Annotated in this window: 12 protein-coding genes; 2 read left to right on the top strand and 10 right to left on the bottom strand. The window is 65.5% G+C overall.

Going from position 1 to position 13,619, the window contains the following annotated elements; translation table 11 throughout:
• Window positions 1-24 precede the first annotated feature (24 nt).
• From recQ to mutM, 10 genes are all read right to left on the bottom strand, one after another.
• A complete protein-coding gene (gene recQ, locus AB4099_RS14605) occupies window positions 25-1,857 on the bottom strand; it encodes a DNA helicase RecQ (protein ID WP_113517057.1) in 1,833 nt (610 codons plus the stop codon).
• Between the two features lie 76 nt (window positions 1,858-1,933).
• Window positions 1,934-2,548, bottom strand: coding sequence for a LysE family translocator (locus AB4099_RS14600; protein WP_441478593.1), 615 nt, complete (start codon window positions 2,546-2,548; stop codon window positions 1,934-1,936).
• A 161-nt stretch (window positions 2,549-2,709) separates the two neighbouring features.
• Window positions 2,710-3,834 (bottom strand): DNA replication/repair protein RecF, encoded by a 1,125-nt coding sequence (recF, locus tag AB4099_RS14595; protein WP_441478592.1) that lies wholly within the window; start codon window positions 3,832-3,834, stop codon window positions 2,710-2,712.
• Between the two features lie 14 nt (window positions 3,835-3,848).
• Window positions 3,849-4,964 (bottom strand): DNA polymerase III subunit beta, encoded by a 1,116-nt coding sequence (gene dnaN / locus AB4099_RS14590; RefSeq protein WP_069878403.1) that lies wholly within the window; start codon window positions 4,962-4,964, stop codon window positions 3,849-3,851.
• A gap of 157 nt (window positions 4,965-5,121) precedes the next feature.
• Complete coding sequence (gene dnaA / locus AB4099_RS14585; protein ID WP_441478591.1) at window positions 5,122-6,642, bottom strand: chromosomal replication initiator protein DnaA; 1,521 nt, start codon at window positions 6,640-6,642, stop codon at window positions 5,122-5,124.
• 781 nt (window positions 6,643-7,423) lie between these two features.
• On the bottom strand, window positions 7,424-7,690 hold the full coding sequence (gene rpsT / locus AB4099_RS14580) for a 30S ribosomal protein S20 (protein ID WP_043234934.1): 267 nt from the start codon (window positions 7,688-7,690) through the stop codon (window positions 7,424-7,426).
• Window positions 7,691-7,878: 188 nt separating this feature from the next.
• Entirely contained in the window at window positions 7,879-8,268 is a 390-nt protein-coding gene (locus AB4099_RS14575; protein WP_113516853.1) for a RidA family protein, read from the bottom strand.
• Window positions 8,265-9,263, bottom strand: a complete 999-nt coding sequence (locus AB4099_RS14570; RefSeq protein WP_113516852.1) for a threo-3-hydroxy-L-aspartate ammonia-lyase — start codon at window positions 9,261-9,263, stop codon at window positions 8,265-8,267. The genes AB4099_RS14575 and AB4099_RS14570 overlap by 4 nt, the downstream gene beginning before the upstream one ends.
• Before the next feature lie 106 nt (window positions 9,264-9,369).
• Entirely contained in the window at window positions 9,370-10,143 is a 774-nt protein-coding gene (locus tag AB4099_RS14565; RefSeq protein WP_113516851.1) for an enoyl-CoA hydratase, read from the bottom strand.
• Window positions 10,144-10,281: 138 nt separating this feature from the next.
• Window positions 10,282-11,172: a bifunctional DNA-formamidopyrimidine glycosylase/DNA-(apurinic or apyrimidinic site) lyase gene (gene mutM, locus AB4099_RS14560; protein ID WP_441478590.1), complete on the bottom strand. Its 891-nt coding sequence runs from the start codon at window positions 11,170-11,172 to the stop codon at window positions 10,282-10,284.
• 112 nt (window positions 11,173-11,284) lie between these two features.
• Here mutM and ubiE point away from each other — a divergent pair, with 112 nt between their 5' ends.
• Both ubiE and ubiB read left to right on the top strand, forming a co-directional pair.
• Window positions 11,285-12,046 (top strand): bifunctional demethylmenaquinone methyltransferase/2-methoxy-6-polyprenyl-1,4-benzoquinol methylase UbiE, encoded by a 762-nt coding sequence (gene ubiE, locus AB4099_RS14555; protein ID WP_441478589.1) that lies wholly within the window; start codon window positions 11,285-11,287, stop codon window positions 12,044-12,046.
• Between the two features lie 16 nt (window positions 12,047-12,062).
• Window positions 12,063-13,619, top strand: coding sequence for a 2-polyprenylphenol 6-hydroxylase (ubiB, locus tag AB4099_RS14550; protein ID WP_441478588.1), 1,557 nt, complete (start codon window positions 12,063-12,065; stop codon window positions 13,617-13,619).

Here is a 13,619-nt window from a genome sequence, read left to right as displayed (position 1 = left end):
GCGCTCCATGACGGGACAGAATCGCTACCCTCGAAAGCCCGCGATCGCATCGGCGAAGACCGCGCCATACTGGGCGAGCTTGCGTTCGCCGACGCCCTCGATCCCGCGCATCTGATCGAGCCCGAGCGGCCGCTCGCGCGCCATCGCAATCAGCGTGCGGTCGGTGAAGATGATATAGGCCGCAACGCCTTCCTCGCGGGCAATCGTCAGCCGGAGCTGGCGCAAATGCTCGAACAGGGCGGCGGTGCCCTCATCGAGGCCGTCGGCCCGCGCGCCACGCTCGGCAGCGCGAGCGCGCCGTACGGGGAGGGCATCGGCCCTGAGCGCGATCGGTTCGCGCCCGTACAGGATGTCCTCACCCTTCTCCGTCAGGCAGAAACCGCCATGCTCGGTGCTGGCTTCCGCGAGTGCGCCGGCGGCGAAGAGCTTGCGGGTCAGCGCCGCCCAGGCTGCCTTGGGCTTGTCGTTGCCGACGCCGAAGGTCTTCAGCCCGTCATGGTTCTGGCGGCGAATCGCCTCGCTCATCGTTCCGGTCAGAATATCGGCGAGATGTCCGGCGCCATAGCGCTGTCCCGAGCGCACCACCGCCGAGAGCAGCTTTCGGGCATCAAGCGTGGCATCCTGGAGCGTCGCCTCTCCACCACAGAGATCGCAGCGGAACTGCGCCTCCCGATGCCGGCATGGCGGCGTTTCCTCGCCGAAATAGGCGAGGAGGGAGGAACGTCGGCAGAGCGCCGACTCGCACAGGTCGGTCATCGCGCTGAGGCGCTTATGCTCGATGCGCCGGCGCTCGTCGTCGATCGCCTTCTCCTCGATCTGGCGGCGGCGGAGCGCCATGTCCTCGACGCCATAGAGCGTGAGCGTATCGGCCGGCAGTCCGTCGCGGCCGGCGCGGCCGATCTCCTGATAGTAGCCCTCGATCGAGCCCGGCATGTCGGCATGGACGACGAAGCGGACATCGGGCTTGTTGATGCCCATGCCGAAGGCAATGGTGGCGCAGATCACCACACCATCCTCCTGCAGGAAGAGGTCCTGGTTGCGGTTGCGCTCCTGCTGCTCCATCCCGGCATGATAGGCAAAAGCCTTGTAGCCCTGCTCGCGCAGACCTTCGGCAAGTCGCTCGGTCCGGCCGCGCGACGAACAATAGACGATTCCGCTGCCGCCGCGATGCCGCTTCAGGAAATCGGCGATCTGGCGTCGCGGCTGGTCCTTCGGTGCGAAGGCGAGCTTCAGATTTGGCCGATCGAAGGAATGAATGACCGTGACAGGCGGCTTCGGGAACAGCTGCTGGGCGATGTCATCGCGCGTCTGCCGATCCGCAGTGGCCGTCAGCGCGGTGACCGGGACGCCGCCAAGCGCTTCGCGAGCCTTGGCGAGCAAGCGGTATTCCGGCCGAAAATCATGCCCCCATTGCGAGACGCAATGCGCCTCGTCGATCGCAAGCCGGGCAACGCCAAGCCGGCGCAGCCGGGCGACCAGTCCCTCCCCCGCCAATCGCTCCGGTGAGACGAAAAGCAGACGCAGGTCGCCGGCGTTGAGCTTCGCCCAGGCGTCCGCCGCCTCGCTCTCGCTGTTCATCGAGTTGAGCGACGCGGCCGCGACGCCGGCCCGCGTCAACTGCCCGACCTGATCGCGCATCAGCGCGATCAGCGGCGAAACCACCAGCGTCAGCCCGCCGGTAACCAGTGCCGGCAGCTGATAGCACATCGACTTGCCGGAGCCGGTCGGCATCACCGCGAAGACGTCGTTTCCCGCCAGCGCGGCCGCGATGACCTCCCATTGTCCGGGGCGGAAATCGTCATAGCCGAAGACCGATTTCAGCGTCGCGCGCGCCTGTGATTCGCGAGATTGCGGCATGCCGAAGGGTTTGCCCGAGGCCGGCTGCAATGGCCAGCCCCAAGCCGCGACCTTCTGGGTGCGACGAAACTCGTTTTCAGCCCCTAACGGCGATAGCAGCCGCCGCACCGGCCATGACGCCGCCGGTCAGGCGATTGATCCGACGCATTGCCGTCGGGCTCGCCACCAGCCGCCGGGCCCGATCGGCGGCATAGGCATAGGCGAGCATCGTCGAGCCGATGATCAGGGTCAGCAGCAGCGCAACCTCGATGAAGGCGAACATCGTCATCCGGCCGAGATCGACGACGAGAGGCAGGATCGACAGGAAGAACACCATGACCTTGGGATTGCCGAGCGTCAGCGCAATGCCGCCGAAAAACAGCCGCAAGCCCTCGCCGCGGGCGCTCGGCGGCTGACGCGGCGCCTCCGCCGGAGCGGTCCAGAGCTTCCAGGCGAGATAGAGCAAATAGGCACAACCGGCATATTTGATCGCGACGAAGAGGCCATGAAAGCTCTGCATCAGCACGGCAAGGCCGAGCGCCGTGCAGGAGAACCAGATCAGATCGCCGGCGACGATTCCCGCCGCAAACGGAAGCGAACGGCGAATGCCGGTGCCGAGCGAACGCGCGAGCAGGGCAGCGACCGCAGGACCAGGCGAAGCGACCGCCAGAAAATAGACGCCGGCAAAAACCAGAAGGCCTGTGAGTTCCATGGGAGCAGCCTCTTCAGTGCAGCGGCAACGCTAGACCATCTGTGATGGCATCGGCTTTGCCGAAAACCGCAATCCACTTTTCGGGCCGATGCTTTAGCAGAATGCACCCGAGGCGTCTCATTGTGACGCGTGATCTGACCGATCAGCCCGACTTGAGCACGTCAGTCGATGGGCTCGACCTGCCCGGATGTCACTGTAAAACACTGCGCCCCTGCCGGCAGATCGGTGAACAGCGCCGGATCGGCCCCCGTCATCCAGACCTGCGAGCCCAGCTCGGCAAGCTCGGCATAGAGCGCAGCGCGTCGACGCGGGTCGAGATGGGCAGCAACTTCGTCGAGCAAGACCAGCGGCGGAAGCCCGCTCATGCTCCGGACCAGCCTCGCATGCGCAAGCACGAGCCCGATCAGCAGAGCCTTCTGCTCGCCGGTCGAGCCCTGCTCGGCCGGGATATCCTTGGCGGCATGACGAACGAGGAGGTCCGACGCTTGCGGGCCGACGAGGGTGCGCCCAGCCGCGCGGTCGCGCTGGCGACCCTGCCTCAGGAGGTCGCGATAGCGATCCTCGGCATCGAGTGCCGGCAGCCCCGCCACAAGCCGATCGATCTCGCCCTCTAGGCCGAGCGCGGCACGGGGAAACGGAGATGCGTCGTCGCCATTGGCTGCGATGATCGTCGCCAGTCGGCCAACCGTCTCGGCCCTCGCCGCAGCGACGGCCACGCCGAGTTCGGCGATTTCCCGCTCGATCGCATCAAGCCAGGACACCTCATGCGGCGTCTCCTCGAGGATCCGGTTGCGCGAGCGCAGAGCCCGTTCGAGCGCGTTCGATCGTGTCGCGTGGCCAGGATCGACCGCGAGCACGAGCCGGTCGAGGAAGCGGCGGCGATCCCCGGCCGCGCCACGAAACAACCCGTCGAGATCCGGCGTCAGCCAGACCACGCGGAGATAGTCGCTGAAAGCCAGCGCCGAGCCGACCTGAACCCCGTCGATGCGGGCAAGTCTTGCACGCCGCCCGTCGCTTTCGCTGCCGAGCCCGATGCCAAGGCGCGCGCCATCCTCCGCAAGCGCAATCGATACGGCGAAGGAGCCCGGGCCCCCCTGGCGCGCCATCTCTGAGAGATCGGCGCGGCGCAGCCCCCGCCCTGGCGCGAACAGCGACAGGGCTTCGAGCAGATTGGTCTTGCCGGCGCCGTTCTCGCCGACAAGCGCAACGATTTGGCCCCCGATCGTGAGATCGAGGGCCTCATAGGAGCGGAAATCCTGAAGGATCAGGCGCGCGACCGTGGTCAAGATGCGAGCGCGGCCTAAACCCGCATCGGCATCAGCACATAGAGTGCCGACGCACCCTCGCGATCCTGAATCACGGTCGGCGAGCCGGGATCGGCAAGCTTGAGAAGCGCCGTGTCTCCGTCGAGCTGCGCCGCGATATCCATCAAGTAACGGGCGTTGAAACCGATATCGAGCGGGCTCGCGTCGTAGTCGACCTCGACCTCCTCGGTTGCCGACCCGGAATCGGGATTGGTGACCGACAGGGTCAGGCGACCATCGGCGATGGACAGCTTTACCGCGCGGCCACGCTCGGAGGAGATTGTCGAGACACGATCGACCGAGGCGGCAAAATCGCCCTTGTCGACCGTCAGGCGTTTGTCGTTTCCGCTTGGAATCACTCGCTGATAATCCGGGAAGGTGCCGTCGATCAGCTTGGACGTCAGCACCACGGCCTGCGTCGCGATACGGATCTTGGTGGCGGAGAGCTCGACCGAGACCTCGGTATCGCCATCCTCCAGCAGCTTCTGGATTTCCGCCACGGCCTTGCGCGGCACGATCACGCCGGGCATGCCGGCGGCCCCGCTCGGCGCTGCGGTATCGACACGCGCAAGCCTGTGCCCATCCGTCGCGACGGCGCGCAGCAGGCTGCGGCCTTCGACTTCGATGGTGTGGAGATAGATGCCGTTCAGATAGTAACGCGTCTCCTCGGTGGAGATCGCGAACTGGGTCTTGTCGATCAGGCGCTTGAGCTCACCCGCGGCGAGCGTGAAGCGATGCGCCATCTCGCCCGCGGTGATGTCGGGGAAATCGCCCTCGGGCAGAGTCTGCAGCATGAAGCGCGAGCGGCCAGAGCGGAGCGTCAGCCCCGCTTCGCCCGTCGTCTCGAGCGAGACCTGGGCGCCGTCGGGCAGCTTGCGCACGATATCGTAGAGCGTATGTGCCGGCACGGTCGTCGCGCCCGGCTCAGGAACATCGGCTGGCACCGTCTCGACGACCTCGATGTCGAGATCGGTTGCCTTCAGCTTGAGGCCGGCACCGTCCGCGCTCAGCAAAAGGTTCGACAGGATCGGGATCGTGTTGCGGCGTTCCACCACGCGGTGGACATGACCCAGCGACTTCAACAGCGTAGAACGTTCGACCGTGACCTTCATCGTCTGTCTTCTGGCGTGCTAGCGCCCGAGCAGCGGCTGCGCGGGCGACGGAATGGCCCGCGACATTGCAGGACGCGCGCCGGTGGCGCAAGGGCGCTCTCACAACCGGCCACAGCCAAAGCCGCGCTCGCCTCCAGGGCATAGCGCGGCAGGCAGCTCACTCCTGCAGCATCCGCTTCAGGAGATCGACCTCGTCATGCAGCAGACGATCTTCGGCGATCGCCTTTTCGATCTTGCGCACGGCGTGCAGCACGGTCGTGTGATCGCGGCCACCGAAGCGGCGCCCGATCTCCGGCAGCGAGCGCGGAGTCAGCGCCTTGGACAGATACATCGCGATCTGGCGCGGCTTGACGACTGCCGCGGTGCGGCGCTCGGAGAGAATGTCCGCCCGGCTGACATTGTAGCGGGTGGCGACCAGCTTCTGGATGTCCTCGATCTTGACGCGGCGCGGCTCGCGGGTCCGGACGAGGTCGCGGATCGCCGCCTCGGCCGTTTCCAGCGTCACCGCATTGCCGGACAAGGTGGCATGGGCCAGCAGCCGATTGGCGGCACCGTCGAGATCGCGGCCATTGGCGGTGATGACGCGGGCGACATAGGCGATCACGTCGGAATTGACGTGGAAGCTCGAATGCGCCGCTTGCAGCGACTCCAGCCGGCTTCCGAGAATCTTCACGCGCAGCGCCTCGTCAAGCTCGCCGACCTCGACGACGAGCCCACCGGCCAGCCGCGAGCGGATGCGTTCGTCGAGCGCCTCGAGATCATTCGCGAGCCGATCGGCAGCGACCACGATCTGCTTGCCGGCATCGATCAAGGCGTTGATCGTGTGGCCGAACTCCTGCTGGATCGAGCGCCCCTGGATGAACTGCACGTCGTCGACGATCAGCAGGTCGATACCGCGCAGCTTTTCCTTGAAGGCGAGCGCCGTCTGCGACTTCAGGGCCGCGACGAAACCGTACATGAAGCGATCGGCCGTGAAATAGGCCACGCGTTTGCCATGATTGCGCGCATCCTGAGCAATCGCCTGCAGCAGATGTGTCTTGCCGAGCCCGACCCCAGCATGAAGGTAGAGCGGATTATAGGGGGTCGTTCCGGCGGGGGCCGCGGCAATCCGCTCGGCCGCGGCAAAGGCGAGCTGGTTCGACTTGCCGACGATGAAGCTCTGGAAGTTCAGGCGGCGGTCGAGCATCGTGCCGCAGGCGTCGACGAGTTCCTGCTCGCAGGGCCGGGCCCCGGCCTCCGCCGAACGAACGGCAATGACGGGTTCAGGCGCCGCCGCGCGCGGAGCGGCCATGGCAGCTTCGCGGACCGCGGCCGGAATGGCATCACGGGCGGCCTGGCGCACCGAGAGCAGGATGCCATTGGCTGCGGGCAACTCGGCGAGGCAATGCGCCCGCAGGCGCTCGGCATAATGCGCCTCCAGCCAGCTCTTCAGGAAACGGGTCGGCACTGTGAGATAGGCCACACCATCGACAAGGCCGCCGATCTCGACACGCGCGAACCAGCTGGAGAAAACATCCTCGCCGAGCTCGGCACGCAGGCGGCGGCGCACACGGTCCCAGGCTTCAGTCAGGGAAAGCGCTGCCCCCTCACCCTGGATGCTCGCAGTCGTGGTCGCGATCACAGACGCCGGCACAGCCTTCGCATCGGTAATCTCGTCCATGGCTTGCCGCTCGAACATTTCGTGCCCCATTTCAATATCAAGAGATGCGCCATCGGCGGCGGCTCTTAGTGGACCGCCGGCCGGAGCTGTTGTTTGGACAAAGAGAATGACGCCCACTCGACGGCATGCGCCGGCGGGTGACAGGCTCTCGGTCGATTTCTGATTACGCTTAGAAGGCTCGCCGAAGGACGGAGCCGCTACTTCATCTCAACTCAAACAGACAAAGAGCCGCATCCTCTCCCCTCTGGGGCGTGAGCCAAAAACGCCGTTAATCTCTGGAAACCCCCGGAGGTCATTGCTGTCCGCCCGGCGATGAAGGGACCTTACAGGGGCGCCTCGAACGGGGGCAATATCCCTGTCAGCCGGCTTCGGAGACTCAAGCCCTTTCAGGGGCCCTATGACCTATGGGCAAGGCAGGCCCAATAGGTTGGGGAACTTAACGTTTTTTTTACGGCGGAGGCTGCGCGCGGAGGGCGAATCTTTTTTTCAGGAAGCGGCAGAGACGCAGGCAGAAGGTCCGACGATTCCCGACAACAGATTCCTTTGCCCGCTAAGATCATGAAAAATATGGGATTTATTTGCGCGACCAAAAGGCAAAAAAAGGACCTTTTCGCGCCCTGAAACCACAACCGAAGTCAACCCCATAACGCAGCGGAAAGATTACGGAATCGGCCTCGCGGGTGAAATTTTTCACGTCTGCGGCAGTCAGGTTTGCCTAACGGTCGATTAACACAGCAAACAAAAAGCCCGACCTGACGGCCGGGCTTTTTTAGTCTGAAACTGCTCTGCAGAACGCCGCTCAGGAAGCGAGAGCGCCGATCCGATGCGCCAGGCGCGAGACCCTGCGCGAAGCGGTGTTCTTGTGAACGACGCCCTTCTGAGCGGCGCGCATGATCTCGGGCTGAGCGGCCTTGAGCGCCTCCGCAGCGGCACCCTTGTCGCCCGAGGCGATTGCCTCCTCGACCTTGCGCAGGAAGGTGCGCATACGGCTGCGGCGCGCCTTGTTCACCTCGGTGCGCCGCGCGATCTTGCGCGTGGCCTTCTTGGCCGACGTCGTATTGGCCATCGATCGTCCTCGTCTTCATTGCGACCGAACACCCGGCGGATTTGCCTGGCGGGCTCGGGCCGCTACCTTGATTGAAATGCATGTGCGGCGGCGGTTGCTTGCGCTAGCCGTCGCGAGACGCTGGCCTATAGTATCTTGTACGGGCCGCGTCAACGCCGGAATGGCTGTATCACGCCAGGAGTGCCAGATCAGCCCCTTCGAACCGCCACAGCCTCGATCTCGATCAGGTAGCCATGATGCAGCTCGGGCACCGGCACGACCGAGCGCGCAGGGCGATGATCGCCGAAGACCTCGGCGTAGATCCGGTTGAATTCGGGCCAGTTGCCGACCCCGACCAGATAGGCCGTGACCTTGACGACATCGGTCGGCGCACAACCCGCCGCCGTGAGGATGGCGAACATGTTCGCCAGCGCCTGCTGCGCCTGGACGGCGAAGGGCTCAGCGGAGGTATGACTGCCATCAGGGCGGGGTGCGAGCTGGCCGGAGACGAAGACGAGGTCCTTATACGCCACGGCATGCGCATAATGCCCCGCCGGGGCCGGCACCTCAGGCGAGGCGATGGTCTCGATCCGGCTCATGCGGAAGGCCCGACAAAACGTGCAAAGGCAGCAAGATCGACATTGCCGCCGCTGATGATGATGCCGACGCGCTTGCCCGCAACCGGGACTGTCCCGGTGAAGGCAGCGGCGGCAGCAAGGCAGCCGGTCGGCTCGACCACAAGCTTCATGCGCTCGGCGAAGAAGCGCATCGTCTCGATCAGCGCCGCATCGGACACCGTGACGATATCCTCCACCAGGCTCTGGATGATCGGGAAGGTGTAATGGCCGAGGAAGGCGGTCTGTGCGCCATCGGCAATGGTCTTGGGCACGTCGATCTTGACGATCTTGCCGCTGCGCAGGGATTGCTGGCCGTCATTGCCGGCCTCCGGTTCGACGCCGAAGACGCGGATACCGGGGTTGAGCGCCTTGGCCGCCAGAGCGGCGCCTGAGATCAAACCGCCGCCACCGAGGGGGACCAGCAGGATGTCGAGCGGGCCAGCCTCCTCGATCAATTCCTTGGTCGCCGTGCCCTGGCCGGCAATGACATCGGGGTGATCATAAGGCGGGATCAGGGCGAGCCCACGCGTCTCGGCCAGCTCGCGGCCGAGCGCGTCACGATCCTGGCTGTAGCGGTCGAAGAGCACGACCTCGGCGCCATAGCCACGGGTCGCCGCAACCTTCGCGGCAGGCGCATCCTGCGGCATCAGGATGACGGTCGGCACGCCAAGCAACTTGCCCGACAGGGCGATCGCCTGAGCGTGATTGCCCGAGGAGAAGGTGACGACCCCGGCGCGCTTCTGTTCGGCGCTCAGCGCTGAAATCGCGTTGAAGGCGCCACGGAACTTGAAGGCGCCCATGCGCTGCAGGTTCTCGGCCTTGAAGACCAGCGAGGCTTCGGTGCGGGCATTGGCAGTCCGCGAGGTCAATGCCGGCGTCCGGTGTGCGATGCCCTGGAGACGGCCCGCCGCCGTCACGACATCCTCATAGGTCGGCAGGACGAGCCCGCCGGTGGCGGAAGGAGCGGCAGCGGTCATCTGGTATCCCTAAGCTTCGAAGAGAACCCGCATCGTGTCAGCAAGCGGGGCCGAGCCGCAAATCAAAGATCGTCGGTCCCGGCATTCGTCCCGTTCATGGCCGCGCTCAGCGGTTCTTGAAATCCGGCGGCCGCTTCTCGGAGAAGGCGGCCATCCCTTCCTTCTGATCCTGCGTAGCGAAAAGCGAGGAGAACACCCGCCGCTCGAAGCGCAGGCCTTCGTTCAGGGTGACCTCGAAGGCCCGGTTGACGGATTCCTTGACCATCATCACCGAGGGCAGCGATTTCGCCGCAATCGCCTCGGCCGCCTTGAGCGCTTCCTTCATCAGGTCGGCCAGCGGAACGATACGGGCGACGAGGCCGGAGCGCTCCGCCTCGTTCACGTCCATCATGCGGCCGGTGAGGCAGAGATCCATGGCTTTGGCCTTGCCGATCGCCCTGGTCAGGCGCTGCGTGCCGCCGGCGCCGGGAATGACACCCAGATTGATCTCCGGCTGGCCGAAGCGGGCATTGTCCGCGGCGATGATGAAATCGCACATCATGGCAAGTTCACAGCCGCCGCCGAGCGCAAAGCCCGCGACCGCCGCGATGATCGGCTTCCGGCGCTGGCCAATGCGGTCCCACGGCTCGAATTTGTCGTCGAGATAGGTCTCGGGGAAGGTGCGCGCCTGCATCTCCTTAATGTCGGCGCCGGCGGCAAAGGCCTTCTCCGAGCCGGTGATGATGATGCAGCCGATGCCGGCATCCCTCTCGAAACCATCGATCGCGGCGTTGACTTCGCCGATCAGCTGGCCGTTGAGCGCATTCAGCGCCTGCGGGCGGTTCAGCGTGATGACGCCCACCTTGCCCTTCACCTCGACGAGAATGGTCTCATAAGCCATGGCGGCCTCCCGGATGATGCTTCGGCTGAAGCATTAGCGGGGGCAGCGGGCGCGGTCCATGCGCGGCCGCGCAAAGGCGGCTTTCGGACCTGCGGCGGTTGTGCCTGCCGACGCCGCTCCGCACGAAATGACGTTGGCTCAGCGTTTCGGTTGGCAACGCTCGCAATAGAAGGTCGAGCGACCGGACTGGACGAGCCGCTTCACCAGGCCGCCGCAGCCGGGCGTGACACATGGGTCGTCCTCGCGGTCATAGACCTTGAAGCGGTGTTGGAAATAACCGAGCGAGCCGTCGGCATGGGCGAAATCGCGCAAGGTCGAGCCGCCAGCGGCCACCGCCTCCTCGAGAACCTCGCGAATGATCTGTGCGAGCGCATGAGCTGCCTCGCGGGGCCGACCGGTTGGCGTCGCGATCGTACCGGCCGCCGCTTCCGGGTGAAGCCCCGCCCGGAACAGCGCCTCGCAGACATAGATATTGCCGAGGCCAGCCACGAGCCGCTGGTCGAGCAGCGCAGCCTTCAACGGCGCGAGCTTGCCGGCAAAGAGCTTGGCCAGGACTTCGCCGGAGAGCTCGTTGCCCAACGGTTCGATTCCCATTCCCGCGAAATGCTTCGAGGTCTCCAGCTCGGCCCGCGGCAGGAGGTCCATGAAGCCGAAGCGACGGACATCGTTATAGGTGACGCGCGCTCCCGAACCGAGATGGAAGACGACATGGTCGTGCTGCAGGTGCCGGCCGATCTCGTTGTAATAGGCGCCAGGTTCGGTGGGTGGCGTACCCGGCGCCTCGACCACGAAACGGCCGCTCATGCCGAGATGCATGATCAGCGCCTCGCCATCATCGAGATCGGCGATCAGGTATTTGGCGCGGCGCGACAGACCTTCGACCCGCCGCCCGGTCAGGCGCTCGACGAAATGCTCCGGCAGTGGAAAGCGCAGATCAGGCCGGCGCTGCTCGACCCGGGTGAGCACCTGGCCGAGCATGGCGGGCTCCAGCCCACGGCGGACGGTTTCGACCTCGGGAAGCTCGGGCATTGCACTTCGCTCTTCAGCATGCGTCGAGACGGGCCGCGACAAGGCCCGCTCGTTTCGCTATTCATCCGGCTCTAGTTACCGCCTCACCAGAACACAAGCTCCGGGCCAAGCCGTGACAGCAGCCTCCGATACCACCCATTTCGGCTTCGAGACCGTGCCGCTCGCCGAGAAGCAGGCCAAGGTCGACGACGTCTTCCACAAGGTCGCCGGCCGCTACGACCTGATGAACGACCTGATGTCGGCTGGCCTGCACCGGCTCTGGAAGGATGCCCTGATCTCGACGCTGAAGCCGCCGCGCGACCGGGCTTTCCGCCATCTCGACGTGGCCGGCGGCACAGGCGATGTGGCCTTCCAGGTCCTGGAAGCCGGCGGCCCCGCAACCGAGGTGACGGTGCTCGATATCAATGGCGAGATGCTAAGCGTCGGACGCGAACGCGCTCAGAAGCGCTTTCCCGACGATGGCCGCATCCGCTTCGTCCAGGGCAATGCCGAGGAGCTCGGCCTGCCGGACAACAGTTTCGACGCCTATACGATCGCCTTCGGCATTCGCAACGTGCCGCGCATCGACAAGGCGCTGGCCGAAGCGCACCGCGTCCTGAAGCGCGGCGGCCGCTTCCTTTGCCTCGAATTCAGCCATGTCGACGTGCCGGTGCTCGACAAGATCTACGAGACCTATTCCTTCAACCTGATCCCACCGATGGGCAGGCTCGTGACGGGAGATGCCGAGCCCTATCGCTATCTCGTCGAATCAATCCGCAAATTCCCGAAGCCGCAGGTTTTCGCCGACATGATCGCCGCAGCTGGCTTCCGGCGCGCGCGCTTCACGCCCATGACCGGTGGGGTCGTGGCGCTGCATTCCGGCTGGAAGCTGTGACGGCCCGCCTTCCAGCATGATCTCCTCAATCGCCCATTTCACCCGCATGGCGCGGGTTGGTTTCGTTCTGGCTCGCGAAGGCGCGCTCGCGCTCGTGGATCCGTCGGTTCTGCCGCCCGCAGCGCGCGCGCTGATCAGGGTCGGCCGGCTAATCGAGCGCCGGGGCGCCGGCTCCTCGGCCACGCGCCTTGCCGCTGCGATGACCCGGCTCGGCCCGTCCTATGTCAAGTTCGGCCAGTTTCTGGCGACGCGGCCAGATGTGGTCGGGATGAAGATCGCCGAAGATCTGTCGGCGCTGCAGGACAGGATGGCGCCGTTCCCGATGGAACAGGCACGCGTCGCAATCGAAGCCGCGCATGGCGAGCCGGTCGAAGCCCTGTTCTCCGAATTCGGCGAGCCCGTCGCGGCCGCCTCGATCGCGCAGGTCCACCGCGCACGGCTGAAGGATGGCTCGGAGGTCGCGGTCAAGGTGCTTCGGCCCGGCATCCGTGACCGTTTCAACCGTGACCTGGCGGCGATGCGCTTCGGCGCCGAACTCGCCGAGAGCCGCTCGCATGAGGCGCGCCGTCTGCGTTTCTCCGGCGTGGTCGAGACGCTGGCGCGCTCCGTCACCATGGAAATGGACCTTCGCCTCGAGGCCGCAGCGCTCTCGGAATTCGCCGAGAACACCAGGGACGATGCCGATTTCCGCGTCCCGAAGCCAGACTGGCAGCTGACGGCCCGCGAGGTGCTCGTCGACGAATGGATCGACGGCATTCGCCTCTCCGACGTCGAAGCATTGCGTGCTGCCGGCCATGACCTCGTGGCGCTCGGCCGCACCGTCATCCAGTCCTTCCTGAAGCACGCCATCCGCGACGGCTTCTTCCATGCCGACATGCATCCGGGGAACCTGTTCGTCGATGCGCAGGGCCGGCTGGTTGCGGTCGATGGCGGCATCATGGGCCGACTCGGCCTGAAGGAACGCCGGTTCCTCGCCGAGATCCTGCTCGGCTTCATCACGCGTGACTACGCCCGCGTGGCCCGGGTCCATTTCGAGGCAGGCTATGTTCCGGCCCATCACGATGTTGCGGACTTCGCGCAGGCGATTCGGGCCGTCGGCGAGCCGATCCATGATCGGCGTGCCGACGAGATCTCGATGGCGAAGGTTCTGACCCTGCTCTTCGAGATCACCGGGCTGTTCGATATGGCGACCCGGACCGAGCTCGTGATGCTGCAGAAGACCATGGTCGTGGTCGAAGGTGTAGCGCGCTCGCTCGATCCGCAGCTCGACATGTGGAAGACGGCCGAGCCGGTGGTGCGCGAGTGGATCACCCGCAATCTCGGCCCTCTCGGCAAGATCGAGGAGGTCGGCCGAGGCGCCCAGTCCATGCTCTCGACGCTCGCCAGCCTTCCCGAAACGGCCGCTCGGGCCGAGCGCGTGCTGGGACAACTCGAGGATGCCTCGCGCCAGGGCTTTGTCCTGGACGAACGCAGCATCCAGGAGATCGGCCGGGCCGAAGCCCGGCGCAACCGCTGGGGTAACTGGGCCCTGTGGCTGATCGCCGGCCTGCTGGCCTACAGCATCTTCAGCTGA

The sequence above is a fragment of the Allobosea sp. 2KB_26 genome (genome assembly GCF_052115715.1).
Lineage (GTDB): Bacteria > Pseudomonadota > Alphaproteobacteria > Rhizobiales > Beijerinckiaceae > Allobosea.
The sequence above is the reverse complement of the archived record's forward strand: the minus strand, read 5'-3'. Positions and strand labels throughout refer to the sequence as shown.